Source organism: Paenibacillus xanthanilyticus (genome assembly GCF_042682185.1).
Classification (GTDB): domain Bacteria; phylum Bacillota; class Bacilli; order Paenibacillales; family Paenibacillaceae; genus Paenibacillus_Z; species Paenibacillus_Z xanthanilyticus.
The window spans coordinates 985,601-1,010,532 of sequence record NZ_JBHUHA010000001.1; the positions used below are offsets into that span (position 1 = coordinate 985,601).

At 57.8% G+C, this 24,932-nt stretch carries 23 protein-coding genes and 1 pseudogene; 13 read left to right on the forward strand and 11 right to left on the reverse strand.

The window, feature by feature from the left end:
• Window positions 1-2 precede the first annotated feature (2 nt).
• The 7 genes and pseudogenes from ACFSKT_RS04210 to ACFSKT_RS04240 all read right to left on the reverse strand — a co-directional run bounded on the left by ACFSKT_RS04210 (window position 3) and on the right by ACFSKT_RS04240 (window position 4,831).
• Window positions 3-422, reverse strand: coding sequence for an antibiotic biosynthesis monooxygenase (locus tag ACFSKT_RS04210; protein ID WP_377720648.1), 420 nt, complete (start codon window positions 420-422; stop codon window positions 3-5).
• Window positions 423-461: 39 nt separating this feature from the next.
• Window positions 462-839, reverse strand: a pseudogene (locus ACFSKT_RS04215) (ankyrin repeat domain-containing protein); the annotation flags it as partial.
• A 65-nt stretch (window positions 840-904) separates the two neighbouring features.
• Window positions 905-1,696, reverse strand: coding sequence for an ABC transporter ATP-binding protein (locus ACFSKT_RS04220; protein WP_377720546.1), 792 nt, complete (start codon window positions 1,694-1,696; stop codon window positions 905-907).
• Window positions 1,693-2,727 carry a FecCD family ABC transporter permease gene (locus ACFSKT_RS04225; protein ID WP_377720547.1) on the reverse strand — a complete coding sequence of 345 codons (1,035 nt, stop codon included), beginning with the start codon at window positions 2,725-2,727 and terminating at the stop codon, window positions 1,693-1,695. The genes ACFSKT_RS04220 and ACFSKT_RS04225 overlap by 4 nt, the downstream gene beginning before the upstream one ends.
• Window positions 2,728-2,731: 4 nt before the next feature.
• Complete coding sequence (locus tag ACFSKT_RS04230) at window positions 2,732-4,009, reverse strand: ABC transporter substrate-binding protein (RefSeq protein ID WP_377720548.1); 1,278 nt, start codon at window positions 4,007-4,009, stop codon at window positions 2,732-2,734.
• 22 nt (window positions 4,010-4,031) lie between these two features.
• Window positions 4,032-4,190, reverse strand: a complete 159-nt coding sequence (locus ACFSKT_RS04235; protein ID WP_377720549.1) for a hypothetical protein — start codon at window positions 4,188-4,190, stop codon at window positions 4,032-4,034.
• Between the two features lie 224 nt (window positions 4,191-4,414).
• On the reverse strand, window positions 4,415-4,831 hold the full coding sequence (locus ACFSKT_RS04240; protein WP_377720550.1) for a DUF1284 domain-containing protein: 417 nt from the start codon (window positions 4,829-4,831) through the stop codon (window positions 4,415-4,417).
• Window positions 4,832-5,062: 231 nt separating this feature from the next.
• On the opposite strand from ACFSKT_RS04240, the gene ACFSKT_RS04245 reads away from it, so the two are divergent.
• The gene (locus tag ACFSKT_RS04245) at window positions 5,063-5,650 is read left to right on the forward strand and encodes a biliverdin-producing heme oxygenase (protein ID WP_377720551.1); all 588 of its coding nucleotides are present in this window, start codon (window positions 5,063-5,065) and stop codon (window positions 5,648-5,650) included.
• A gap of 72 nt (window positions 5,651-5,722) precedes the next feature.
• Window positions 5,723-8,272, forward strand: coding sequence for a diguanylate cyclase domain-containing protein (locus ACFSKT_RS04250; RefSeq protein ID WP_377720552.1), 2,550 nt, complete (start codon window positions 5,723-5,725; stop codon window positions 8,270-8,272).
• A gap of 50 nt (window positions 8,273-8,322) precedes the next feature.
• Here the strand turns inward: ACFSKT_RS04250 and ACFSKT_RS04255 are convergent, their stop codons facing one another.
• Window positions 8,323-8,682 carry a hypothetical protein gene (locus tag ACFSKT_RS04255; RefSeq protein WP_377720553.1) on the reverse strand — a complete coding sequence of 120 codons (360 nt, stop codon included), beginning with the start codon at window positions 8,680-8,682 and terminating at the stop codon, window positions 8,323-8,325.
• Between the two features lie 393 nt (window positions 8,683-9,075).
• Here ACFSKT_RS04255 and ACFSKT_RS04260 point away from each other — a divergent pair, with 393 nt between their 5' ends.
• Together ACFSKT_RS04260 and ACFSKT_RS04265 are read left to right on the forward strand one after the other, a co-directional pair.
• Complete coding sequence (locus ACFSKT_RS04260) at window positions 9,076-9,609, forward strand: C40 family peptidase (RefSeq protein WP_377720554.1); 534 nt, start codon at window positions 9,076-9,078, stop codon at window positions 9,607-9,609.
• A gap of 248 nt (window positions 9,610-9,857) precedes the next feature.
• Window positions 9,858-10,643 (forward strand): SDR family NAD(P)-dependent oxidoreductase, encoded by a 786-nt coding sequence (locus tag ACFSKT_RS04265; protein ID WP_377720555.1) that lies wholly within the window; start codon window positions 9,858-9,860, stop codon window positions 10,641-10,643.
• Between the two features lie 94 nt (window positions 10,644-10,737).
• Here ACFSKT_RS04265 and ACFSKT_RS04270 read toward each other — a convergent pair whose 3' ends face one another.
• Window positions 10,738-12,189 carry an aminotransferase-like domain-containing protein gene (locus tag ACFSKT_RS04270; protein ID WP_377720556.1) on the reverse strand — a complete coding sequence of 484 codons (1,452 nt, stop codon included), beginning with the start codon at window positions 12,187-12,189 and terminating at the stop codon, window positions 10,738-10,740.
• A 113-nt stretch (window positions 12,190-12,302) separates the two neighbouring features.
• Here ACFSKT_RS04270 and ACFSKT_RS04275 point away from each other — a divergent pair, with 113 nt between their 5' ends.
• The 6 genes from ACFSKT_RS04275 to ACFSKT_RS04300 all read left to right on the forward strand — a co-directional run bounded on the left by ACFSKT_RS04275 (window position 12,303) and on the right by ACFSKT_RS04300 (window position 17,594).
• Window positions 12,303-13,220, forward strand: a complete 918-nt coding sequence (locus ACFSKT_RS04275) for a DMT family transporter (RefSeq protein WP_377720557.1) — start codon at window positions 12,303-12,305, stop codon at window positions 13,218-13,220.
• 83 nt (window positions 13,221-13,303) lie between these two features.
• Window positions 13,304-13,711: a c-type cytochrome gene (locus ACFSKT_RS04280; protein WP_377720558.1), complete on the forward strand. Its 408-nt coding sequence runs from the start codon at window positions 13,304-13,306 to the stop codon at window positions 13,709-13,711.
• 135 nt (window positions 13,712-13,846) lie between these two features.
• A complete protein-coding gene (locus tag ACFSKT_RS04285; RefSeq protein WP_377720559.1) occupies window positions 13,847-13,972 on the forward strand; it encodes a cytochrome c oxidase subunit 2A in 126 nt (41 codons plus the stop codon).
• Between the two features lie 19 nt (window positions 13,973-13,991).
• Window positions 13,992-14,468 carry a cytochrome c oxidase subunit II gene (locus ACFSKT_RS04290; protein WP_377720560.1) on the forward strand — a complete coding sequence of 159 codons (477 nt, stop codon included), beginning with the start codon at window positions 13,992-13,994 and terminating at the stop codon, window positions 14,466-14,468.
• A 23-nt stretch (window positions 14,469-14,491) separates the two neighbouring features.
• A complete protein-coding gene (locus tag ACFSKT_RS04295; protein ID WP_377720561.1) occupies window positions 14,492-16,177 on the forward strand; it encodes a b(o/a)3-type cytochrome-c oxidase subunit 1 in 1,686 nt (561 codons plus the stop codon).
• A 139-nt stretch (window positions 16,178-16,316) separates the two neighbouring features.
• Window positions 16,317-17,594, forward strand: coding sequence for a methyl-accepting chemotaxis protein (locus ACFSKT_RS04300; protein ID WP_377720562.1), 1,278 nt, complete (start codon window positions 16,317-16,319; stop codon window positions 17,592-17,594).
• Window positions 17,595-18,029: 435 nt separating this feature from the next.
• Here ACFSKT_RS04300 and ACFSKT_RS04305 read toward each other — a convergent pair whose 3' ends face one another.
• The gene (locus ACFSKT_RS04305; RefSeq protein WP_377720563.1) at window positions 18,030-18,914 is read right to left on the reverse strand and encodes a helix-turn-helix domain-containing protein; all 885 of its coding nucleotides are present in this window, start codon (window positions 18,912-18,914) and stop codon (window positions 18,030-18,032) included.
• A 147-nt stretch (window positions 18,915-19,061) separates the two neighbouring features.
• Here ACFSKT_RS04305 and ACFSKT_RS04310 point away from each other — a divergent pair, with 147 nt between their 5' ends.
• The 3 genes from ACFSKT_RS04310 to ACFSKT_RS04320 all read left to right on the forward strand — a co-directional run bounded on the left by ACFSKT_RS04310 (window position 19,062) and on the right by ACFSKT_RS04320 (window position 21,907).
• Window positions 19,062-20,078, forward strand: coding sequence for a Gfo/Idh/MocA family protein (locus ACFSKT_RS04310; protein WP_377720564.1), 1,017 nt, complete (start codon window positions 19,062-19,064; stop codon window positions 20,076-20,078).
• Window positions 20,075-21,070 (forward strand): Gfo/Idh/MocA family protein, encoded by a 996-nt coding sequence (locus ACFSKT_RS04315; RefSeq protein ID WP_377720565.1) that lies wholly within the window; start codon window positions 20,075-20,077, stop codon window positions 21,068-21,070. The genes ACFSKT_RS04310 and ACFSKT_RS04315 overlap by 4 nt, the downstream gene beginning before the upstream one ends.
• A gap of 234 nt (window positions 21,071-21,304) precedes the next feature.
• Entirely contained in the window at window positions 21,305-21,907 is a 603-nt protein-coding gene (locus ACFSKT_RS04320) for an ANTAR domain-containing response regulator (protein ID WP_377720566.1), read from the forward strand.
• A gap of 323 nt (window positions 21,908-22,230) precedes the next feature.
• Here ACFSKT_RS04320 and ACFSKT_RS04325 read toward each other — a convergent pair whose 3' ends face one another.
• Window positions 22,231-24,783, reverse strand: coding sequence for an EAL domain-containing protein (locus ACFSKT_RS04325; RefSeq protein ID WP_377720567.1), 2,553 nt, complete (start codon window positions 24,781-24,783; stop codon window positions 22,231-22,233).
• Between the last annotated feature and the right edge of the window lie 149 nt (window positions 24,784-24,932).

Genomic DNA, 24,932 nt, shown 5'->3' on the forward strand with positions numbered 1-24,932 from the left:
CGTTACGCTTCCGATGCCGCTTGCGCCGGCGCCGGAAGATGCGACGCGACGACTTGGTAGATCGTCACTTTGTTGCCGATAATCGGACTCGCCGACTCGGCCCCTTCCGCCTCGCCGTGACGCCCGCCGTGGCCATGTCCTTGACCGTGCGGCTGCGCTTGTCCTTGCGCGTTCGCCTGCTCGGCGCGCTTGGCGTGCGCGCCGCGGAAGGAATCACTGTTCGCCCAGCCTTGGAAGGCTGCCTCGTTCTCCCACGTCGTGCATACCCGAATCTCTTCGTTGCCGTCCGCATTCTCCGCGTGCAGCACGTCCATCCGGATAAAACCCGGGAACGTATGCACGTTCTTCGGCGTGCGGAAACGCTCCAGTATCGCTTCGCCGTATCCCTTGCGCACTTCAATCCGGTTCTCCACTAGAATCACGATTCTCTCGCTCCCTTGCTCGTTATGTTCGAATGACTTCAAATAGGCCGCGACATCCTTCGCCCGCTCTCCGCCCATCAGGGCATGCTGCTTCAGCGAGATGCCATGCGGTCCGCGGGCATGCGCCATCATGGGAAACTTCTCGATCATGGACTTCACGATGTCGAGCTCCCCAAGCATCGCAGCCGCGAAGATATCCATACGCGCGCCTTGCGCCAGCAGCCATTCCGCGATATCCCGCCGGCCAACGTGGGCAGCCGCGCCCAAGGCGCTCTCCCAATCGTCGCCGCCCCAATTCATCGTCGCGTGAAGCAGCCCCGGCTCCTTCTGCAGCAGCGCCTGCACCGCCGGCAAATTGCCATGAGCGGCGCCTACAAATTCCCTTACCAATTCCGTCGAAAGCGGAACTCCAGGCATGAACGCGTCCTCCTTCATATTGTATCTAAATGAACCACACGATTCCACTTGGCCGCTTGCCTTCGCTACTCCGAGGCGGCCGCGATGCAGCTCGGCATAAACACGGGAACGCCGGCATCGTCGTAGATCTTCGCCTCGACACCGAACACGTTCCGGAAGAAGTCCGGACGGAATACTTCGACAGGCGTTCCCAGAGCCGCAATCCGACCGTCCTTGACGGCCATGATGCGATCGCAATATCGAGCAGCCTGATTCAGATCGTGTATAACCATGAGCACCGTGACGCCGCGCTCCTTGTTCAGCTTGCGGATCAGCTCCATCAGCTCAAGCTGATGGGCGATATCCAGATAGGTCGTCGGCTCGTCGAGCAGCAGCAGCTCCGGCGTCTGCGCCATGCTCATGGCCAACCAAGCCCGCTGCCGCTCGCCGCCGGATAGCTGCCCCAGCTTGCGATGCTGCAGCTGTTCCGTCTTCGTCGCCGCGAGCGCCCAGTCGACAACCTCTTCGTGCGAGCCTCTGCATTCTTCGTACCACTTCAAATGCGGGTGCCGGCCGCGGCGGACCAGCTCCCGTACCGTCATGTCGAGCCCGGGATCATTGGCTTGAGCCAGCATCGTCATTCGCCGGGCCAGCGATTTCGTGTTCATACCGCGCACATCGTCGCCATCGAGCCTAACGCTGCCGCGCTCGGGTACGATCAAGCGGGCCAGCATGCGCAGCATCGTTGATTTCCCGGAGCCGTTAGGCCCGACGATGCCGAGCCACTCTCCTTTGGCCGCCGTCAGCGAGATGCCGTCCACGACGGGTACGTCTCCGAATCTGAAGGCCAAATCTTCGGCAATTAGCGTCTCGTTCACTGTTGCACGCCCTTTCGCAGCAAATAAAGGAAGAACGGCGCCCCGAGCAGCGCCAGCAGGATGCCGACAGGGAATTCGATGGGGTCAAACCAGCTGCGCGCAGCCGTGTCTGCCGCGATAACGAGGGCCCCGCCGCCGATCGCGGAGACGGGCAGCAAAATCCAATAATCATTGCCGGCCACCATCCGCACGACATGCGGCACGACAAGACCGACGAAGCCGACCATGCCTACGATGCTGATCGCCGCTCCCGCCAGCAGCGCGGAGAGCAGGATGATGACCAACCTGCTGAGCTCGACCCGGCCGCCAAGCACCTTGGCCGCATCATCGCCGAGGACGAGCAAATTCGCCTGTTTCACCAAGAAGATCGACGCCAGCATCCCAATGAGGCCATATGGCAGCAGCGCATCGAAATGCGGCCAACTGCGCCCGTTCAGGCTGCCGGACATCCAAGGCAGGACGGCCTGCACCTTCTCGCTGTTCAGAATCATCAGGCTCGACATCGCCGCGCCGAGCAGCGCGTTGACCGCGACGCCGGCCAGAATGAGGCGTATCGGCGACGCGCCGCCCTTCCATGCCAGCGCATAGACAAGGGCCGCGGCGGCCAAGGCGCCGAAGAAAGCGGATATCGGCAAATAGCCGATTTGCTCCGGGAACAAAATCATGATAACGACAGCCGCCAAGCCACCCCCGGAAGAAACCCCGATTATGCCGGGATCGGCAAGCGGATTGCGAAACACGCCTTGCAGGAATGCGCCGGACAGCGCCAGACACATGCCGGCGAGCAGGCCGGTCAGCACGCGGGGCAGCCGAAGATTCCAGACAATCTGCCGCGCTTCCGACTCGCCGCTTGTCGTAAGCGCGGTCCATACATCGCGCGAAGGAATCGAGATTGCTCCCGACATTAAACCATAGAGAACGGCAAGGACAAGCAGAATAAGACTGAAGCCAATAATAAAGCCATGCTTCAAGGCTTGGGCGGGCCGTGCCCGTCTCACGCCAGCCGGAGTGTTGGATACGACCGCCGACATCCTCCTATTTCACCTGCAGCAGCAATTTGTTGATCGTCTCGATCGCTTGCGGCGCGCGCAGTCCCGGGTTCGCCGCGAACAGATCGGACGGCAATACTTCGAACTGCTCGTTCTTGACCGCGTTTAGGCTCTTCCAAGCCGGGTTCGATTCGAACTGTTTCTTGAAGCTCGCCTTCACCTCTGCCGCGTCGCCGTGCGTAATCAGGAGTATCAGGTCCGGATTCGCCCCCACGATTCGCTCCAAGCTAAGCTCGGCGTATTGCGGCATTTTGTCCATCTTCGGGAACGATGCCGCCGCGTTCTTGCCGCCCGCCAGCTCCAGGAAGTTGCCCGGATAGCTGGTCGGCAGCGCCACGACGAAGCTGCCCGGCGCTCCGTATACGACCAGCGTCTTCGGCGCCTCTTTCGGCTTGGAGAGTCCCATGATCCGGGCATTCATGCCCGAGATAAGCTGGTCCGCCTTGGCCGATGCACCGAGAATCTCGCCATACAGACGGATCGAAGCTTGAATATCGGAATAGCTGTTGTGCGAATGGAACATGACCTGCGCGCCAAGGGATTCGATCGTCGCTTGCTGCGCCTTCAGCGACGGGTTCGCGATGACAAGGTCCGGCTTGAGCGAGGCCAGCTTCTCGAATTGAATGCTGTGCGTGCTGCCGATTTCCGGCACGGATGCCGCCGCCGCCGGAATCACCGGACCAAGCGCCGTGGAGCGACCGACGACCGAACCGCCGAGCGCGTAGATGATCTCCGTATCGGAGGACGACAGCGTGACGATCCGCTTCGGCTTCTGCTTCAGCGTGAACGCGCCTGTACTCGTCGTGACGGTGAGCGTGCTCTTAATCGCGACGGTGCTCGATGCCTTACTATAGGTCACCCATTTGCCGAACGCCTCGGAGATGAGACGTACCGGGACCAGCGTTCTGCCGCCATCCGACCGCGGCGCGGTATCCAGCTCCGTACGTACATCGTTCACGTAAGCGGTCTTGGAACCGACGGTCAGCTTCACTTTCGTGCCTGCATAGGCAGCCGTTACCGTCTTGGTCGAGGCGTTCCAATCCGCCTTGCCGCCAAGCGCCTTCACGATGCTGCTATAAGGAACGAGTGTCGTCCCGTTCATAACTTGCGGCGAACCGTTCAAGGCGACGGCCTCCCCGTCGAGTGTGACGCGGATTGTCGATGCCGCCCCCGCGGCGGACGCCGTGTGCTGGAATACGGCCGAAGCCGGCGCGAGAAGCACGGCTGCTGCTAGAATACCGTTCGTGAGTACGTTGCGAATCATAGGATGATAATACCCCTCTCAATTAATAATGATAATCATTTTCATTTAAAGATTTTAAATGATAATGATTCTCACCGTAAATGGACTTTCCAAGGAGAACGACAAATTTTGCGGCATGAAAAAAAGCTTTTATGATCCGCCCTGCTGCCTGGGCTTGAAAATAAAAGCTCTCTTTTGTCATTCGCTCTTCCCCTGTTGCGTCGCATTTCCGTTTCTCTTTCTAGAATCACCAACCGAACGACGCGCTCGCAAACTGCGCGCCTAACAATCGGCCTTCCGAATATTCGTCGGGCAAATGCTTCTCCATCAGCTAAATCGCAAATGAGACGAATAGCTTCCTGTTATGTTGTACCAATCGCTGTTGTGATTAATGAAACTGCGCGGCGGTGTGTACATGCCGTATACTCAAACCGCCGGCAGCGGCTGTCCGCTGACGACCAGCCTTACACCTTCCTGACATACGCCATAGCCGAGCCAAGGACAAGTCGCGCAAATTCGGTTCAAGTCTTCCGGCTTTACGGATGCCGCGACGCGCGCCAATATCTCCGACCAAGCCAGACGCTGACCGACCGCAACACCGAGCGTGGCTAGGATCAATGCGTCGCGCTCCCCGACGGTACGGCTCTCGCAATGATAATCCCCGTCGGCGGGAAAACAAGCGCACAGCTGATCCGGTCCTTCCACGATCAGACATTCCGTCTCCGGCTCGCGCAGCAGCCGCCGATATACGTTCGTCATGTTCTTCACGTATTCCGCCGAATACCCCATCCCTCTATAGCCGAGCAGGCATAACAGGTGATGGCCCCTTAAGGAAATCGTCACTCGCGCATCTCCTCCCCACGATGATTATAACGGAGGACGGCCGATTCCGCATCCCGCGTCATGGGCTGCATACACCTGCGCCGAAAATGAATTATTCCTCATCCAGGACGTGTGTCCGTCCTTATTATGTTATGATTGGTAAGGATTCTGAAAGATTTCATGCCTTTGCATACACCCATTCGACGAGAAATGCCCGTGCGCGAATATAGAAAAAGGGAGCATTAGTTGACGATGAACGTGCTGAATCAGCTAAGGGAGCATACCGCGACCTTCCATAAACAAATTGAACAAAATCCGTATGCCAAGGGCATTATGGACCAGTCGCTGACAATGGACGGCTATCAGGCCTATTTGGCCAAATTCTATGGATTCGTAGAGCCGATCGAACGGAAGATCGCTTCCAGGCCGGAATGGGAAGCGAACGATTTTCGCTTCACCGAGCGGACGAAGGCAGACTTGATCGCAAGCGATCTGCGTCAGTTGGGCCTATCTGAAGCCGATATCGAAGCGCTCCCGCGCTGCGAGGAGCTGCCGGATGTCGCCGATTTCGAAGGTGCGCTTGGCTATATGTATGTACTGGAAGGCTCGACGCTCGGCGGACAAGTGATCATGCGCCAGTTCGCAAAATTCCTGCCGGTTCATCCCGATACCAACGGGCGTTACTTCAACAGCTACGGCGAAGACGTCCGCGCCAGATGGGGCGAATTCCGCGGCCTGCTCGAATCGGTAACGGAACGTGGCGGCGCTTCTTCCGAGGCACGGATCGTTCAGACCGCAACGGACACGTTTCGCCTTCTAGATCGTTGGATCCAGCAATAACATAGACGGTAGCCGAATAGCGGCAATTACCGCGTATTTTCACGTCGCCTACCGCGAACGGAGGACGAAGACATGACCGATGCATCCCCCAAACGAAACAAAGAACTACTGAACCGCGAACTCCTGACCGATGGCGAATATGCGCTCAACGTACCGGTCGACCTGACGAATTGCGAGAAAGAGCCCATCCATATCCCGGGACGCATCCAACCGCACGGCGTGCTGCTTGCGTTCAGCCCGGCGCCTGAGTTCCGCATCCTCCAATGCAGCCGCAACGCAAGCGAGCATCTCGGCGTTCGGCCCGAGGAATTGCTCAATCGTCCGCTGCTCTCGCTGCTCGGCGAAGCCCAGACCGCGATGATCGCGGCCGAGGCTGCCCGCGCGGCGGGCGATCCTTATAAACTGCGCTATATGGATGTGCGCTTGCCGGCCGACTATATCGAGCGCTCCTTCTGCGGCATCCTGCATGAGAGCGACGGACTGCTCATTCTGGAGCTGGAGCCGTCTCAGCCCGATGAGGCGGGCAGTCCGAACGATTTCGAATGGATTCAGACATTCTTTGGCCAGTTGAAGCAAGCGGACAATCGTGTGGAAGCCAGTCGGATCGCGGCCGAGCAAATCAAGCTGATGCTGGGATATGACCGGGTCATGATTTACGAATTCGACGCGGCTTGGAACGGTAAGGTCATCGCGGAAGCCAAAGCAGCTCACATGGAGCCTTTCCTCGGTCATCAGTACCCCGCCTCGGATATCCCGAAGCAGGCGCGGGCGCTGTATTTGCGCAATTGGCTGCGGACGATCGTGGACGTTCACTACGAGCCTGTCGACCTCGTCCCCGCCCTTCGCCCGGACAATGGCCAGCCGCTTAACTTAAGCTTATCCACCCTGCGCAGCGTATCTCCGATGCATATCGAATACCTGCAAAATATGGGCGTAGGCGCGACGGTGACGATCTCGCTCATTCATAACAACGAGCTGTGGGGACTCATTACGTGCCATCACGAAACGAAGAAATACGTCCCGCATCGCGTTCGCAATTTGTGCAATTTCCTCGGCGAGTTCTTCTCGCGCGAGCTGTATCAGCGGCAGCAGCTGGATAACTACGAGGCGGAGCTGCGGCTCAAATCGCTCTCCACCCGGATCGCGTCCATCTTCATCGGCGAACCGACGCCCGCCCGGATCATGGAGCAGCTGGAGCAGGAGCAGTCCGCCCTTCTCGCGCTCATGAGCGCGACGGGAGCGGCGGTTAGTTTCAATAATCATTTGGCCCTCTATGGCGATTCGCCGTCGGCGCAGCAAGTCATCGAGCTAGCGGCCTGGGCCAAGGAGCAAGCCGTCGATCACGCTTACCATACGTCGAGACTGCCTCTCGAGTTCCCCCCTGCCGCGGGGTATAAAGCGAACGCCTCCGGCATGCTTTATTTGGCCTTGTCCGGGGAGCATCGCGACTTCATCCTCTGGTTCCGTCCGGAGATCGTGCATACGGTGGAATGGGCGGGCGATCCCGCCAAAGCGGTCATTCAGGCGGAAGACGGGCAGCGCATATCTCCGCGCAAATCGTTCGAGAAGTGGCTGCAGACCGTGGATTCAAGCTCCGCCCCTTGGCTGGACACCGAGCTGCGTCTGCTGCCCGAGCTGAAAGCCATCATTTTTAAACGTACGCAAACCCAGCTCCGGCAAGCCGAGGAGCTCGCCGAGCAGCATCTCCAGGCCGTGCGGGACAATGAGAAGCGGTACCTCCAGCTAATGGAATATTCGCCCGTCGCCTTCTTCGCCGTCACCGATGGCAAGATCGTCTACGCGAACCAGCAGGCCGCCGAGCTCGTCAAAGCGGCGCAAGCCGAGGACCTCATCGGCCGTCGCGTCCTGTCTCTCCTGCGCAAGGAGTCGCAGCTGGCGGCCCAGGTGAAGGACGGATCGCTAAGCCGTACGCTCGTCTCGACCGTGAAGATGACGGTCGAATGCTTCGGCGCGGAATATTTGCTCGAGACGTCCATGGCGCAGGTCATCTACAACGGCAAACCTTCAATCCTGGCTATCGCGCGGCAAGTCGAACAGAAAAAGGGCGCCGAAGACGATGCCCTCTATCGCGATACGGCCAGACAGCTGCAGAGCATTATCGAGACGGACGCGCTGACCGAAATGCCCAACCGCCGGTTCTTCGAAAATCGGCTGCTCCAAGCTTGGGACCTCGGACGAACCAACGGGCATTCCGTATCCGTTCTGATTATTGATATCGATGGCTTCAAGACCTACAATGCGCTGTTCGGTCTTCAAGGCGGCGACACCTGCATCCAATGGATCGCGGACGTGCTCCGCGCCTGCGCCGGTTCGGACGAAGAGATGGTCATCGCCCGCTATGAGGGCGGCACGTTCACGGTGCTCTTTAGCGGTCGCGAGACCGAACAGACCGTCGCGCTGGCGGAACAAATCCGGCAAGGCGTACTCGGGATGCAAATTCCGCGCAGCCAAGGCGGTTCCAACGAATACGTCACGGTAAGCATCGGCGTTGCGACGACCCTGCCTTCGGCGTTAAGCGGTCCAGCGGATTTGTTCCATGCCGCGCAGAAATCCCTTCGTGCCGCGAAGTCGGGCGGACGCAATCTCGTCGTTCATGCCTGAAAAAGCACGACTGCACTCATGAACTTATTTTAATAGAAGAGGGACGACCGTTAACGCGGCCGTCCCTCTTTCTCGTTCGCTTCAAGCGCAAGCTCGGCATGAATGCTGACGGTCGCGAGACTGACGATGCCGCCAAGCAGCAAGAACATGCTGACTGCCCAGAGCACGCCGCCGATCCCCAGCCACCACGAATTGCTTTCGGAAGCCATAATGGGATGAACCCGGTTGCCGATCGCTCTCAAATAGCATTGCACGGCCAGCGCGAGCATGATCAGATGCGCCAAAATCCAGAGCATCTCGAGTCTGCGGTCTCGCAAAAGCAGGAGGAAGACGACGATAAACATCGCGGACATGACCGTCCAAAATCCAATCGTCAGCATCCCCATCGTTTCCGCTTCCATAGGTAACATAGCGTCACCTCCTATTGATCCATTTATCCCCAATAAACCCGTTTTAAACCTGTGGTTCCGCTCGTTTTATCTGTGTCGTTCCCTGATTTTTAACCGGGCTATATAAGGTAAGCACACTTATTCCCATAATTTATGGGTGTATTCTACCTTTGGGATCATGGTACGCTGTCTGGGCCAAACGTCGGCACGCCATTCCGGCCGTATGCGAAGGACAAGACCGTTGTTGCCAAAATGTATAGCTATACTTCCTAATCGACATCATGTTAACCTGATCAGGCCCAACCTTTCAGGAGTCGCGCTGCTCGGGATGAAGCCCGATATCGGCGCAGGAAGGGCTCCTTAAGTCCATCCGACAACTAACCTAGCCGGCCAACCTTAAGGAGGAATTAATCGATGAAGAAACTAATGATTGCCGCAACTGTAGCTAGTATGACCATGATCGCAGTCGTAACGCCAACGCTGGGCACGACCGCGCACGCTGCTTCGGCGGCGACCGCGCAGAGCGTGATCAATGCCGGCATGAAATATATGGGAACGCCGTACGAGAACGGCTCCAGCCGTTATAATACAAGCACGTTCGATTGCTCCGACTTCGTGCGGCAAGCCTTCTTGGACGCGACCGGCGTGAAGCTGCCGGCCGATTCGAGAAGCCAGGCGACGTATGTCAAGAACAAAGGCGGCACCACGACCAACTGGAGCAGCCTGAAACCGGGCGACCTGATGTTCTTCATGAGCTATAAAGGCACAAGCAAATCGGCCTACGCCGGTATCAATAAATCCGCTCAGCGCATTACGCACGTCGGCATCTATCTCGGGGGCGGCAAAGTGCTGCATACCTATTCCAAGCAATCCGGCGGCGTGACGATCAGCAAAGTGGCCGGCACGCATTGGGAACACCGCTTCGTGTTCGGCGGCAGCGCGATTTAATGTGTGGATGTTCAATTAGTTTGCGTAATTAGGCAAAAGCATATCCGAAAGTACAAGGCGCGTCCCTACACGGGGCGCGCCTTCTGTTTGTGGCGAAAGACAAGGGCAAAAACCGAAGTCCGGCATGCGACAATCGAAAATCCGTGAAAATTGTCGAAAACCATTGGCGCATGTTGCCTGATTCACGCTATACTTAAGCCATTCTGCCAGGGATGGCAGCCAGATCAGTTTGGAAGGATGAAATCATCGTGTCTACTACGGCATTAATTACAGGCGCGTCTTCGGGTATCGGGGAGCAATTCGCCCTGCAGCTCGCCAAGCGGGGGTACGACCTCGTCTTGGTCGCGCGCTCCCAAGACAAATTAGAGCGGTTGGCAGCGGAAATATCGGCCCAGCACGGCGTGAAGACGCACGTCATCGCGGCCGACCTGAGTCTGCCCGGCGCAGCGCTTCGCCTTCATACAGAAGCCGCGCAGCTCGGCCTTCGAATCGATCTTCTCGTCAATAACGCGGGATTCGGGCTTAGCGGCGAATTTCTGAATCACCCGATCGATGCGTATCGCGAACAAATCATGTTGAACGTCAATGCGCTAATGGAGATGACGCATTTGTTCCTCGCCGACATGGCGGCGCGCAGATCGGGCGCGATCATCAACGTCGCATCCCTCCTCTCCTTCATGCCGTTCCCCTATTGCTCCGTCTACAGCGGAACGAAGGCGTTCGTCCTGTCGTTCACCGAGTCACTGTGGGAAGAATACCGGCATCAGGGCGTTCGCGTACTCGCGCTCTGTCCGGGCCCGACGGATACGAATTTCTTCCGCACCGCGAGCGAGGTCGAGACCAAATCCAAGCGCATGCCAGCTCAGGTCGTCCATACCGCGCTCCGCGCATTATCGACGAACAAGGGCTTCGTCATCGACGGCGCGAACAATTATTTCACGGCGCTGCTCGGACGCGTCCTGCCGCGCGCGACCTTGGCCAAAATCTTGGGCGCGGCCATGCGCAAGTCGATCGAACAGCGCAGCAAGTCTTAGCTTTTCGCCTCCTCCCCACAATGAACGAGCAACGGCTCACCGGCATCAAGCGCAGGCTTGATGCTTGGTGAGCCGTTTCTTTACGCCGCGAGCTTCAATGCTCCGCGCGAATCTCTTCCGCGATTGCGATTAACCGGCGTATCCCTTCCGCTAAATTCGTCTCGTTCAAGTACGAATAACTCAGCCTAATCCGGTCGTTCATGCCGCCCAGCGGATCGCAGATGCTCCCCGGCACGAACGCGATCGACTGGGACAGCGCGCGGCGCAGCAGCTCCTCTACCGGGATATCGTCCGGCAGCCTAACCCACAAATTCAGTCCTCCGTCCGGGCTAGCCCATTCCCAGCCGGTATGCGACAGCTGGTTCTCCATCACGGCCTTCCGAAGCTCCAATGCCGTGCGAAGCTTGGCGACATGCTCCTGCAGCCGCTTGGAGAAGAAGTAATGCTGGAATATTTTCTGATTGAGGAGCGGCGTGCCGTTGTCCGATAACGCCTTGACCGGCGCGATGGCGTCCATTAGCGCGGGACGCGCGGCAAGCACGGAGATGCGCAGACCGGGCGCCACATACTTGCTGAAGCTTCGAATGTAGAGCACGTACCCTTCCGTGTCGTAAAAGAATAACGGCGGGGGCGGCGGGCTTCCGAAGTAAATATCGTGGTAGACGTCGTCCTCCACGAGCAGACACTGATAACGCTCCGCCAGTTCCACCAGTCGCTTGCGCTGCTCGGCGGGCACGGTATACCCCGTCGGATTTTGAAAGGTTGGATTCATGTAGAACAAGCGAGGCCGCTCGGCCTTCATGAGCCGTTCGACTTCATCCAGGTCATAGCCTTCCGGCGTGATCGCCACCGGCAGGAGCGTGATGCCCTGCTGCTGGAACGCGTCGATCGCCGGCGAATACGTCGGCCTCTCGATGAGCGCCTTATCGCCCGGCTTGGCCAGCGCGCGAGAAACCAGATCGATCGCCTGCTGCGACCCTGTCGTGATGAGCAGCTCGTCCGGACGCACGCTGATGCCGTGTTGGGCCATGAAAAAGCCGGCTAGTTCCTCCCGAAGCTCCGCGTCGCCCAATACGGTGGAATAGGTGCTTAGCACCCGCGGATACAGGTCGAACACTTGCTTCACGTAATTGGACAAATACGCATTCGGCAGTAAATTCGGATCAATCAGCGCCTCCGACATTTGAAAGTCCACCTGCTGGCGGTGAATGTCGGACAGACGGCTCCGGTTGACATAGAGCGAACGCGCGGGGTAGTCCCATTGTTCCTCCTGCGGAGATACGCCCGCTTTCGAGTCGTGCTTGTGGACGTAGTATCCCGACTTGTATTTGGCCTCTACCAGACCTTCCTCCGCGAGCTGCCGATATGCCTTCAACGCCGTAAGCCGATTCACCTGCATCAGCTCGCCCATCTCCCGGACGGACGGAAGCTTGCCGCCCGGCAGCCAGCGTCCGGTTTGAATCCCGCGCACGATAGCCTCGTATACCGATTTCGTCGTCCGCTGGCTGACCGCTGCTTCCCCCCGCATGCTCCCGATCGATGTCATGGGCACCCACTCCTTTGCAATTGCGTCAACCCAACCTGACGCCTCATCTGTTCTATTCATCTTCTATCTGTTCTATTGCTGCCTATTATAGTATACAAAAAGGAGGAAACGCTATGATACTTACCGCTTATTTGCTCATGTGCGCGATTTTCGGCACGACGTTCCTGGCCATCAAAATCGGAGTCGAGTCGGGAATGCCTCCCTTCTTCTCGGCCGGTCTCCGCTTTTTTATAGCGGGATTGATTCTGTTCCTATGGCTTCTTGCGAAGCGCAAGGCTACGCCGCGCATGCTCCTGGATCGAAAATTATGGCTTATCGGCCTAGGAAGCACATTCTTCACCTTCGCCACGCTGTATTGGGCGGAGCAGCATATCGATTCCGGTATCGCGGCCATGCTGTCCGCTACCGGTCCGATGATGATTCTCGTGCTGCAAAGCGCGGTTGCCAGGCAGTCGCCGCCAGGAGGCGCTTTTCTCGGCTGCGCGGTCGGCTTCGCGGGCGTATTCGTCCTTCTGCTCCCCAAGCTGGGCATCGGCACCGACGCGCTCTGGCTGCTCAGCTGTCTGCTCGTGCTGCTGGGCGAGCTGGGCTACGCAGCCGGAAGCTTGTTCACCCGCAAGGTTATGATGGAGGCGAAGAAGACGCCTCCGATAACGGTCAATGCCATTCAGATGATGTTCGGCGGACTGACGCTGCTGCTGTTGTCGGCCTTTACCGAGGAGATCCATCCAGCGGCGTTCGGCTCGTGGGCTGCCGCCGGTTCGCTGATCTATCTGATCGTCGTCGGCTCCATGCTGGGTCATAGCTTGTATGCATGGCTGTTGAAGGCGACGAACGCGTTCTTCCCCTCCACCTGGCTGTATGTGTCGCCGATCATTGCCCTCGGTCTCGGCGCCGCCCTGTACGATGAACGACTATCCGGCTATTCGGTTGCCGGCAGCGCGCTCGTGTTAGCCGGCATCGTGCTGACCAACTGGCAGGAATGGCGCCTGCGTCTGCGCAGAACGACGGTCAGCCGGCAGTCGACGTGATTCTTGCCCAGCCCCTGCATGAGAAAGCCCACGATCGACACATGCTAAGCCTGAGTACCTATCACCGCTCAGGAGGCTTGGCAATGAGACATATTAAATTAGGGGTGCTGCTGCTCGCGTTCGGCATCATGATCTCGGGCTGCGGAGGGAATAACGACGATTCCGGCACCAATACCGGCACCCCGAATACGGGCACGACGACGGAGGATGGCGCGACAACCGGCAATGCCGGGACGACGGGCAATGCCGGCACGGCGACAACCTTGAACGTCGAGGAGATCTACAAGGCGAATTGCGTGTCTTGTCATGCAGTAGACTTGAAAGGAAACATGGGTCCGAACAGCAACTTGCAGCAAGTGGGGGCGCGCCGCACCCTGGAGGAAATCAAAAATCAGATCGCCAACGGCGGCAACGGCATGATGGCGTTCAAAGGCACGCTCAGCGACGAGGAAATCAACGCCCTGTCCGAGTGGCTGTACGCCAAGAAGTAAGCAGTCGCATGACGTACGTCGGTAACGATCCTATCAATGAGCAATAAGGAACCCTAGTCAGGGTTCCTTTTTCTGTATAAAACACCTCGGGGTTGCTAACTCTACGTGTAAATAAGCAAGGAAGGACGGGATAACGTGGGCAAACAACAAACGGATCACGACGAATCGCTGAAAGGCTCCTTCTATTTCGTGCTAGCTATCGGTTTGTTCATACTTTTGCTTTGGATCGCGATCTTCGTCTTGTATATCAGCCAATCGTAAGAAAAGGAGGAGCATGCGAATGTTTAAGCACATGCCGCGTTATGAGAAAATTTGGCTGACGTTGGGGGCGGCGTCGCTCGTCGTCTTCCTGGCCATACTCGGCTTCATGGCGGTCGGGCTCGGTCTCGACGCGCCCGGCCATATGGACACGATCGTGCCCGCGCAAGCCATGCAAACCCCGCCCTTCGACGCGCCGGGCCTGAAGCAGATCGGCGAAAAGGAGTACGAATTGGTGATGCTCGGTCAGGTATTCGCTTTCGCGCCGGGTGAAGTTAACATCCCCGAAGGCAGCACTGTCCACTTCCGCATCACGACGCCCGACGTGGTCCATGGTCTACTCATACCCGGCACGAACGTGAACATGATGATCGTGCCCGGCCATATCACCGAGTTCACGTATACGTTTCGCAAAGCGGGCGACTATTTGATGCTGTGCAACGAATATTGCGGGGTCGGCCATCACCTGATGATGGGCAAATTGATCGTACAAGCGTAATGACGATTACTGGAGGAACGCATATGCAGGATAATCCGGCCATTCAAGACACTTTGTTCCGCTTCAGCCGAAAGGATGCCAACCTCATCTTAGCCCATTTCGGCTTCTCGTTCTTCGCTTTATTTCTAGGCGCGATCGCGGGTTTGCTGCAGGGGCTGCAGCGCAACGGCTATATCGATCTGCCCGGCGCGATTGGATATTATCAGCTGCTTACCGTGCACGGGGTTATGATGGCGCTGATCTTCACGACCTTCTTCATCATGGGGTTCCTGTACTCGGGCTTGGCACGGACGCTGGACGGCGATCTGACGAGCGGCGCGCGCAGCTTCGCCTGGATCGGCTATTACATGATGGTCGTCGGCACGCTCATGGCCGCATACGAGATCATCACCAACGACGCCAGCGTCCTCTATACGTTCTACGCGCCGCTGCAAGCCGACCCGCTCTTCTATATCGGATTGGCGCTCGTCGTGGTTGGCAGCTGGTTGGGCAGCATCGCCGTGTTCCTCGCTTACGGCAAGTGGCGCAAGAAGCACAAGGGAGAGACTACGCCCCTGTTCGCCTACATGGCGGTCGCGACGATGATCTTATGGGACGTCTGTTCGGTCGGCGTCGCCGTGGAGGTTGTCTTCCAGCTCATCCCGTGGTCGCTTGGCTGGGAACCGAAGATTAACGTCGCGCTCAGCCGGACGCTGTTCTGGTATTTCGGACATCCGCTCGTTTATTTTTGGCTGCTGCCCGCGTACATCTTCTGGTACATCAGCATTCCGCACATCATCAAAGGCCATTTGTTCAGCGACTCGCTGCCGCGCTTGACCTTTGTGCTGTTTATTCTGTATTCCGTCCCGGTCGGCTTCCACCATCAATTGATGGAGCCGGGCATCGCGTCGTTCTGGAAGTTCCTGCAGGTCGTGCTCACGATGGCCGTCGTCATACCGTCCCTGCTGACTGCTTTTTCGATGGTGGCTACTTTCGAGCTGGCCGGCCGCGAGCAAGGGGCGAAGGGCTTATTCGGCTGGCTGAAGAAACTCCCCTGGGGAGACGCCCGGTTCTTCACGACCTTCATGGGCATGCTCATCTTCATCCCGGCAGGCGCCGGGGGCATCGTCAATGCCAGCTATCAGCTGGACCAGGTGGTCCACAACACGCTTTGGATTACGGGGCACTTTCACCTGACGATCGCCTCGACCGTCGCGCTTACCTTCTTCGCCATCGCGTATTGGCTCCTGCCCGCATTGACGGGGAGAACGCTCAACCGCTTCGCGAACCGGCTGGGAATCGTTCAAACTTGGGTATGGGTCATCGGCATGATGCTCATGTCGGTCAGCATGCACATCGTTGGTCTGTTGGGCGAGCCCCGGCGGATTGCGTATTCGACCTATCAGGACCATCCTGTCGTAGAGAGCTGGGAGCCTTATCGCGTCTTGATGGGCATCGGCAGCATGTTTCTGTTCGTCGGCGTGCTCCTGTTCTTGTTCATCGCGCTCTATCTGTGGCTGTTCGCGCCTAGGCGCGAAGAGGAAGGCTTCGTCTACCCGATCGCCGTGCTGAAGCAGCCGGAACAAGCGGTGAAGCCTCCGGCGATTCTGGAACGATGGTCCGTATGGGTGGCGATTACGGTGGTGCTCGTCTTGATCGCCTATACCGCGCCCGTTATCCAAATGGTCAAACACGACGAACATGAATCCGCTCCCTACCGAAGCTGGTAGTGACACTGCTTTATTGTAGGAAACCCGGGCCAAAATTTAGGGCAGCCCGGGTTTTATTTCATTTTTTCGACTCCCCAGCCGATAATTATTAGTAGATCGGTCTGCGACCGGACTAGATGCGCATAAGGGGAGCAACCATATGAATGTACGTTTCGGACTCATGAAAAAAATTTTATTCGGACTTATCGCCGTCTCCATCTCTACTTACAGTACGAGCGCCTTCTTCATCTTCGTGCTGAAGGATCGAATCGGCTCCGTGCTGCCGGATTGGGCGTTTATCCTCGGCACGCTTGCGCTCGGGATATTCTGGACCTGCTTCCTTGGCTGGTTCGCGGCGCGCGCCATGATCAAGCCGCTGATCCGTCTGCAGGAGGCCTCTGAACAAGCATCGGCTGGCAATCTGCAGGTCGAATTGCCGGACTTGAAGTCCCGGGACGAGCTGGAATCCCTCTATATTTCCTTCAACGCGATGATTCAGAATCTCCGGGGGATGATTCGCGAAGTGTCGCATCACTCCGATGAAGCGGACGAGCAAATCGATCACCTCCGATCGTCGATGAATCAGGCGCTCGATCAGGTGCTGTCCTCGACGACCCAAGCCCAACTCATCGCGAGCGGCGCTCAGCAGCAATCGCAGTCCTCGGTCTCCGCCCTGCGCTCCGTCGAACATATGACCGGACAGGTCGAAACGATGAGCCAGTGGGCTCGCCAAGCGGAGGGATCCGCCCAGCGCATGGCTGAGGTCACCCATGCGGGCGCGGCCAAACTCGGCAATCTAATCGACGGCATCACCCGCATCGCGGCTTCCAACGAAGAATCGCTTCGCGCCGTGCAGCAGTTAGATCAACATGCCGGCGAAATCATGGCGATCTCCGCGCTGGTCGAAGAAATTGCCAATCAGACGAATTTGCTCGCCTTGAACGCGGCGATCGAAGCGGCACGCGCCGGCGAACACGGCAGAGGCTTCACGATCGTGGCGCAAGAAGTGAAGAAGCTGGCCGAGCAGAGCGCGTCCGCCGTGCAGTCCATTACACGGACGACGCTCCAAATCCAACACGAGACGGAGCAGACGGTTAACCGGATCCGCGAACAATACGACCTCGCGATCCATGAAGCCGCAAGCGGCAAAGCGGCAGCCGAGGCCATCGCGAGCATGACCGGCGAGGCCGATCTGATGCGCGGGGCGGTAAGCGCAATCGCCGACATGGCGTCCAGCCAAGTGGAGCATGTCCTCAATACGCATAAAGAAGCCCAGGAAGTGGCGAGCGTGGCGGGATTGATCGAAGACGGCGCCCGAATCGTGCATGCCGCTTCCGAGAGCTCCCAGGCGAATATGAAGGAGATCGCGGAGACCGCTTCGAAGCTGCGCGGTCAATTCGCCCGTTTGAAGAACGGCATCGAGCAGTTTACGGTATAACTCGCGCGGGGAACTCCCGAGGGCGATTCCCGGATCTTGGTTTCTTTTTTCCTGAACTTCGGGAACCCTCTCCTCTACCGACAGGTTCGAGGCAAGTGCTAAGATAATGACAAGAAAGAAACAAACGAACGCACACGCAACCATCCCCCTCGACACAAACGCAAGCATATAGGCGCCCGCCAATGCTGCGCATGAAAGGCCCCCAGGTTAGAAATGCTCCTCCCCTTTCCCCATCGGCCGCCCGGCCTCAACTCCGAACCATCACTCGCTTATCCCCCGCTCCACCGCCTTCTACCGCCAACGGCCGCCCGGCCGCATGAGGCGGTTTTGCTCCAACCCAAAAGCCGATTCGGACGCCCGTAGACGCTGGCGCTTCGAATCGGCTTCTTTATTCGCGACACTCCCGGAATGCCGGTGCTCGCCGCCCGCCATGCTTCACGTTCGCTTGCCTACACGGCCGATTCTGCTCTGGAATTGCTTCGGCGTGCAGCCGCTGAACCGCTTGAACAGCGCATAGAAATGCGACATGTTCTCGATGCCGACCGCAATTGCCGCCGCATTCGCGCTCAAGCCTTCCACGATAAGCAGCTGTTCGGCGCGGGCGATTCGCTTCCGATTGACGTAGTCCGTGAAGGCGAGTCCGGTTTTGCGCTTGAAATACTTCGAAAAATAAACGTAGCTCATTCCCGCCAATTCGCTTACGCTTCCCATATCGATCCGACTGCCCAAGTGCGAATCGACGTACTCCGCGATTTTGCCGAGCAGGCCGGCTTCGATCCCTTCGTGCGGTTGAAGCAGCTCCCGATCGTCATGACGCAGCAGCGTCAAGAGCAGCTGTTTGATCGACATGCTGACCGCAATCTCATAGCCTTTCGGCTGACCGATGACCTCGTCGTGGATACGCAGCAGCACTTCCCCGGCTTCGCTGCGTGCGCAAGCCGACTCCCGAAAGATATAATTCAGTGCCTCCAGCGGGTGGAGCACCTCCATAAAGTGCCGCGAATAATGCATCATCGCCGGGTCGAAATAGGTGCTGAGATCCACATGAAGCACCACGTAACGAACCTCTTGGCCTTGCGGCGTCCGCGAGCGGTGCAGCTGATTGCTCCCGATCACGACGACGTCTCCGCTTTGCAGCGGATAGCGGTTGTTCGGCGTGAAGACCGCAAGCTCCCCGTCCAGCACCAGAATAAACTCCACTTCCTTGTGATAATGCCAGATGGTCGCGCCGGCATCGCCAACGCCGGTATAAGCGAAGGTCCACACCTTCAGGCGAAGGCGAGCATCCTGATAGCGAATCGGTTCCTGAAACGTTCTCACAGCCTCCATCACTCCCGCCGCGCATGTTAAAAAAGAAGAGAAACCGGATAAAAAGCCGCATATTCAAGCTAATGGTTTGATTGTACCATCAAATGGAGTAATTGCACGCCGTTCCAGGCGATCTCTCCATGACAAGGGGGCTGTTCGATGAAAGTTGCCGTATTGGGCTGCGGCGGGCTGGGCCACGTCCACGCGCGCGCATACGCCGGAATAGAGGGAGTGGAGTTGACGGCGGTTTGCGATATCGATGCCGGCCAGGCGCATCGTTTGGCCGAAGAGCTGGGCGTCGCCGCCTACGCTGATTTTGACGTCATGCTTGGAGAAGCGGAGTTCGACGTCGTCAGTATCGCGGTGCCGAGCTGGCTTCATCATGCGTACGCCGTCCAAGCCGCCCGCGCGGGGAAGCACGTCGTCTGCGAGAAGCCGATCGCGCTTACGGCGGAAGACGCGCGCGAGATGATCGAGGTCTGCGAGGCGAACGGAGTACGATTGTTCATCGGTCACGTCGTTCGTTTCTCCCCGGATTATGTCCAATTGAAACGGGCGTTGGATAACGGCGCGATTGGCTCCCCAGGCGTCGCGCATGCCTCACGCAAAGGCGAGCATCCCGCCGCGACGCATCCTTGGTATGCGGACGAAGCCAAAAGCGGAGGCGTCATCGTCGATTTCATGATCCATGATCTGGATTTTCTGCGTTGGTCGTTCGGCGAAGTCGCCCGGGTATTCGCGATGGTCCGCCACGACGAGCATCTCGAATACGCGCTCGTCACGCTTGAATTCGAAAGCGGCGCCGTCGCGAACGTCGAAGCGTACTGGGGCTACCCGGGGCCGTTCCAGACGAAAGCCGAGCTTGCCGGGAGCGGCGGCATCGTACAGGCCAGCAGCTTGGACAGCAGCTCGATACGCGTGCACAGAAAAGCCTCGGCATCGGAAAGCGGTCCATTCGACGCCATACCGGGCAGCCCGGGCTTTCAAACGCCATACGAGCTTGAACTGAGGCATTTTATCGCGTGCATACGCGGCGAAGTCCAGCCGATCGTCACGGCCGAAGATGCGCTGCAGGCGCTTGAGATCGCGCTCGCCGCCAAAGAGAGCAGTCGGATCGGCCATCCCGTGCAGCTCGCTCCAACCGCTCAAGGCAACCGAGGAGGAGGTCACCGATGAAACCGATACGAATCGGCATGATCAGCTTTGCCCACGGGCATGCATTCGCCTATTTTCACGCGCTTCGCCGCATGCCTGGCGTGGTCATCTCCGGCATCGCGGACCCGGAGCGCGCACGCGTCCAGTCGCTTGCGGATGAATACGGCGTCCCCTACTTTGCAGATTACGCGCAGCTGCTCGCGCTCGGCTTGGATGCCGTCGTCATCTGCTCCGAGAACGCGCTTCACGCCGAGCATGCGATCGCAGCCGCCGGAAGCGGCGCGCACGTCTTGTGCGAGAAGCCGCTTGGCGTAACGCCGGAGCAGATGGACGCGATGATACTCGCCTGCCGCGAACAAGGCGTCCAGCTGATGACCGTCTTCCCCTGCCGATACCTCCCTGCCGTTCGGGAAGCCAAACGACTGATCGATCAAGGCGAGATTGGCGACATCATCGCCATCAAAGGCACGAACCGCGGAACCTGTCCCGGCGGCTGGTTCGTCCGCCCTGAATTATCCGGCGGCGGCGCGCTGCTCGACCATACCGTTCACGTGATGGACCTCATGCACTGGATAACCGGCGCCCAGGCGGTCTCTGTCTATGCCTACGCGGCCAATCTGTTTCAGCCCGGGCTTGGCGTGGACGATGCCGGCATGATCCACGTCCGATTCGACAGCGGCGCGATTGGCGTCGTCGATACGAGCTGGTCGCGACAGGCGCCTTACCCGACCTGGGGTGACGTCACCATGGAAATCACCGGCACGCGCGGTTCGATCTTCGTCGACGCGCTCGCCCAGAAGAACGAGGTGTACAGCCAGTCCGCCGGGCAAGGAAGATGGGACTATTGGGGAGACGATATGGACGCGCATTTGGTCCAGGCCTTCATTGAAGCGATACGCCGCGGGGAGCCCGTGCCGATCAGCGGCGAAGACGGCCAGCGCGCGGCGCTAGTCGCGCTAACGGGATACCGGTCTATGGAAGCCGGCCGCGCGATTCCATTGATAGGGTCGTAACGAATAGATAGAAGGAAAGACAGAAGAGAGCCGCTCGGTCGAGCGGCTCTCTTCTGTCTTTCGGTCCGATCAATAGCTTCTGCGTACATCGTGCTTGATGGACAACAACTTCGGCACCTTCACCATTGATGCGTCAACAAATATAACACAAACAAAAAATAAATTAAAAATCGGATAGACAACGGAAAATTACGTTATATAATGTTACATAACTAACCAAAAGGAGTTCGGAGCATGCGAGCCTTAGTCGTGATTGAAAATCGGAAAGCGCCGTCCCGGGATGAAAGCCATGGCTTCCAGTCCCCCGCATCGGCGGCAGCCGTCCTGCTCCGGAGCGGTTATCAGGTGAGTGCCGCGTCCACCTGCGAGCAAGCCCTCCCCCTATTGTCGGGCGCGGAGGCCTGCGTACTCGACGTTCCGGTCTCGGAATTCTCCGAATGGAGGGAGCCGTTAACCGCCCACCGCGCGATTCCGATGTTATGGTGGTTGTCCGAGCATACCGCCAACATAAAGCCCTCCGCTTACCAAGGCGGCATCACGGCTGACGGCATCCTCACTTCCGGCATGAGCACCGCCGAGCTCGAATGGGCGTTATTGTTCAGCGTGCGGCTGTTCCAAACCCGTCGGCAATGGGCGAAAGAGCGGGAGCAGCTGCTCACCCGACTGGAGGATCGCAAATGGATCGAGCGGGCGAAGGGCCTGCTCGCCAGCACGAGGAACATCCCGGAGGCCGAAGCGTACGAGATGCTCCGCAAGCAGGCCATGAACGAACGCAGGCGCATCGCGGACGTCGCGGCTTCCGTCGTCAACGCCTACCAGCTGCTGAACGGTGAATAAAGGGCTTCGCCCTTTTATAACCCGTTTTTTCGCCCTTCCCTTTCCCCCTCCGCCACTGCTGTCAGGTTAAGAAGGGCTACGCCCCGTTGACCCCACTTTTGCGGCTCCCTCCTCCCACCTCCTCCGCCGAGGAGGCTCCAAAGGGCTTTGCCCTCTGGACTCCCTTCTTCGTGCTGACATGTTTGTTCGCGGTCGGCGGGTTGTTTCGAGCTGGCACGCTTTTGTCCTTGCGGACAAAGCTTCAGTCGGTTTAGATTCCAAAACAACAAAAAACGGAACACTCGCCATATCGGCGGCTGTTCCGTTTTTGTGTTGGGTTGCCATCACGGCGCTTCGGGCTGAACGACGGTCTCGAAATCCGGGCGAAGCGGATCGTAATTCCTAATGAATGCTTCCGTCCAATCCGCAGCCGGTCTCGGCTTGCTCAGCAGATAGCCCTGAAGAACATCGCACGCTTCCTGCCGCAAGTATGCCAGCTGCTGCTGCGTCTCGACGCCCTCCGCGGTGACGCGCAGCTTCAAGCTATGCGCCATCGCGATAATCGTCTTGACGATCTCCTTCTCGTCCTCGTTCTCGTTCTGCACGAACGACTTGTCGATCTTGAGCACGTCCATCGGAAATCTCGCCAAGTAACTCAGCGAGGAATAGCCGGTACCGAAGTCGTCCAACGCGATCCGAATCCCAAGCGCCTTCAGCTCCTTCAGCGTCTGGATGACGTGATCCTCGTTATAAATGGCCACATTCTCGGTAATTTCGAGCGTCAGGCAGGAAGGATCAAGCCGCGTGCTCTCCAGTACGGCGCGCACATTCGCCACCAGGTCCGGCTCCAGAAATTGCTTGCCCGACAAATTCACGGCTACGCCTAGCTGCCTGCGCCCTTTGCGCTGCCAATTTTTCGTTTGTCTGCAGGCTTCCTGAAGCGTCCACAACCCGATGTCGCCGATCATCCCCGTCTCCTCGGCGATCGCGATGAATTCGACCGGAGAGACGAAGCCAAGCTCCGGATGCGTCCAGCGAATCAACGCTTCGTTGCTGACGATTCGGCCGCTCTGCAGATCGACCAGCGGCTGATAGACGAGCGAGAACTGCTTTTGCTCCAGCGCTACGCGGAGGCCGGTCTCGATGACGATCCGGCGCTGCAGTTCCTCTTGCATTTTGCGATTAAACAGCGTGTAGGCGTTCCCGCCCTGCTGCTTCGCCTTGAACATCGCCACGTCGGCCGAAGAGATCAGCACGTCTTCCGAACGGCCGTCCGCCGGGTAGCTGCTGATTCCGATACTGACCGTGGTCATGAAGGCATTGCCTTCCCAGGCGAACGGTCTCGCTAATCTCGCCAGCAAGCTCTTGGCATAGGCGAGCGTCTGTTCCTCGTCGGTTCGGGACAGGCAGACGATAAACTCGTCTCCGCCCATTCGATAAACGATCGCGTCCTCAGGGAGCGTATCCAAGATGCGCGTCGCGATCTCCTTCAGCAGCGCATCGCCCATCCCATGACCGTATAGATCGTTCGCGTTCTTGAACCGGTCCACGTCGATGAAGGCCAGATAGAACGGACTTTCCGATTGTTCCTTGAATCGTCTGGCCAGCTCGCGCTGGAACGCAAGGCGGTTATAGAGCCCCGTTAAGGAATCGTGATACGCGACGTGAAGCGCGTCTTCGTTCTTCTGGTTCAGCTCGCTCATCGTATTCAGCAGACTGGTCGAGAGCAGATTGAACCGCTCGGTCAGTTGCCCCAGCTCGTCCCGGCGGCGTACGTGAATGATTTGGCCGAAATTTCCTTTGGCAATCTCTTCCACCCCGCGAAGCAGCCGTTTGATCGGATTCAACAGGAATCCCGCCAACAAATAAGACACCGCGAACAGCAGCAGCAGCATAATGCCGAAACGCTCGATATCCAATAGCATCCGGTGATTCAGCTCTTGATCCACGATATCGTAATCGTAGACGATGGCAAGCACGTAAGGGGGATTAGTCTGAAGCGGGATATAGCTCTTCAGAATTTTCCGTCCCAGCGCCTTCGTGATCTCGGTTACTTGAAGGTTAGACTCCCAAGCCTTCGCGATATTGGCGAAATCCTGCCCGTTGCGGTAAACGTAGGTCCCGTAGCGGATCGGATGCTTGTCCAAAGGCTGGAACATCGCGTTATCCAGCTCCTCCACGTTCACCAGCTGCCGGATGGTTAACGGGTTGAAGATCGTATATTCCATCAACCCTTCCACGCTCTTCATTTGACGTTCGAAAATAGCCTCCGGGCTCATTTGGCGTTTCAGCTTGACGAAGGAATTTTCCTGAATAAACAAGTTGAGCAAATAGTCGGTCGAACCATCGTTATAAAATCCCCATCGCTCGTTCTTTTCGACCGCTGAAGTTTTGTCCGTGAACGAGCTTGTCCAGTAGTGACGGTGCTCTCGCCCGTTCGCATCGGTGACCTGCTGACGGTTGAGCAGCTCCTGCAGCGCATCACCCCAGATCTCCCGTTCCCTCGCCCGAATTCCGATATTCTTCGGATTCGAAGCGCGCAGCGATTCGATGCCGCCGTTCGCCTCGGCGAACAAGGTAATGGACGTGATGCCCATTTCCTCCGTCAGCGCGGCCAATTGTGCATTGGAGATGTCGGCGATTCGATTCGGCAGTCTCGCCTGCGCCGATTGCGACGCGAATTTCAGTTTATCGTCCATCGATTCTTGCGCGACGTCGAAGCCATTCTGCGCGAATTCCGCGCTAATCGCCATTTGGCTGGAGAGCACGCCGAATTTATGATTAAGGTTGTCGATCAACATATCCTTTGTCGAAAGAAAGGATAACATGCCGTGAAGCGCCAAGAGAACGGACATGGACAAGGTGATGAGCAGCGCAATTTTTGTTTTAAGTGACATCCGATCTCGAACTCCCGCATCAGTATCATCGACGCCTTCGAATATGATGAAGCCGTATATTAAAATTTTATCATTGTCTGCGTAAATTCGCCATTCTAATTCGTCATTTTTCGACAGAGAAAATAATGTCATCGGAACGCCAAAGAGGA

What these genes read in the sequence shown, in the direction of transcription:
- ACFSKT_RS04315 (WP_377720565.1), top strand. Translation starts at nt 20,075, where the DNA reads ATGAAACCGATACGAATCGGCATGATCAGCTTTGCCCACGGGCATGCA.
- ACFSKT_RS04250 (WP_377720552.1), top strand. Translation starts at nt 5,723, where the DNA reads ATGACCGATGCATCCCCCAAACGAAACAAAGAACTACTGAACCGCGAA.
- ACFSKT_RS04295 (WP_377720561.1), top strand. Translation starts at nt 14,492, where the DNA reads ATGCAGGATAATCCGGCCATTCAAGACACTTTGTTCCGCTTCAGCCGA.
- ACFSKT_RS04325 (WP_377720567.1), bottom strand. Translation starts at nt 24,783, where the DNA reads ATGTCACTTAAAACAAAAATTGCGCTGCTCATCACCTTGTCCATGTCC.
- ACFSKT_RS04260 (WP_377720554.1), top strand. Translation starts at nt 9,076, where the DNA reads ATGAAGAAACTAATGATTGCCGCAACTGTAGCTAGTATGACCATGATC.
- ACFSKT_RS04245 (WP_377720551.1), top strand. Translation starts at nt 5,063, where the DNA reads ATGAACGTGCTGAATCAGCTAAGGGAGCATACCGCGACCTTCCATAAA.
- ACFSKT_RS04320 (WP_377720566.1), top strand. Translation starts at nt 21,305, where the DNA reads ATGCGAGCCTTAGTCGTGATTGAAAATCGGAAAGCGCCGTCCCGGGAT.
- ACFSKT_RS04270 (WP_377720556.1), bottom strand. Translation starts at nt 12,189, where the DNA reads ATGACATCGATCGGGAGCATGCGGGGGGAAGCAGCGGTCAGCCAGCGG.
- ACFSKT_RS04225 (WP_377720547.1), bottom strand. Translation starts at nt 2,727, where the DNA reads ATGTCGGCGGTCGTATCCAACACTCCGGCTGGCGTGAGACGGGCACGG.
- ACFSKT_RS04300 (WP_377720562.1), top strand. Translation starts at nt 16,317, where the DNA reads ATGAATGTACGTTTCGGACTCATGAAAAAAATTTTATTCGGACTTATC.
- ACFSKT_RS04235 (WP_377720549.1), bottom strand. Translation starts at nt 4,190, where the DNA reads ATGACAAAAGAGAGCTTTTATTTTCAAGCCCAGGCAGCAGGGCGGATC.
- ACFSKT_RS04310 (WP_377720564.1), top strand. Translation starts at nt 19,062, where the DNA reads ATGAAAGTTGCCGTATTGGGCTGCGGCGGGCTGGGCCACGTCCACGCG.
- ACFSKT_RS04255 (WP_377720553.1), bottom strand. Translation starts at nt 8,682, where the DNA reads ATGTTACCTATGGAAGCGGAAACGATGGGGATGCTGACGATTGGATTT.
- ACFSKT_RS04275 (WP_377720557.1), top strand. Translation starts at nt 12,303, where the DNA reads ATGATACTTACCGCTTATTTGCTCATGTGCGCGATTTTCGGCACGACG.
- ACFSKT_RS04280 (WP_377720558.1), top strand. Translation starts at nt 13,304, where the DNA reads ATGAGACATATTAAATTAGGGGTGCTGCTGCTCGCGTTCGGCATCATG.
- ACFSKT_RS04290 (WP_377720560.1), top strand. Translation starts at nt 13,992, where the DNA reads ATGTTTAAGCACATGCCGCGTTATGAGAAAATTTGGCTGACGTTGGGG.
- ACFSKT_RS04230 (WP_377720548.1), bottom strand. Translation starts at nt 4,009, where the DNA reads ATGATTCGCAACGTACTCACGAACGGTATTCTAGCAGCAGCCGTGCTT.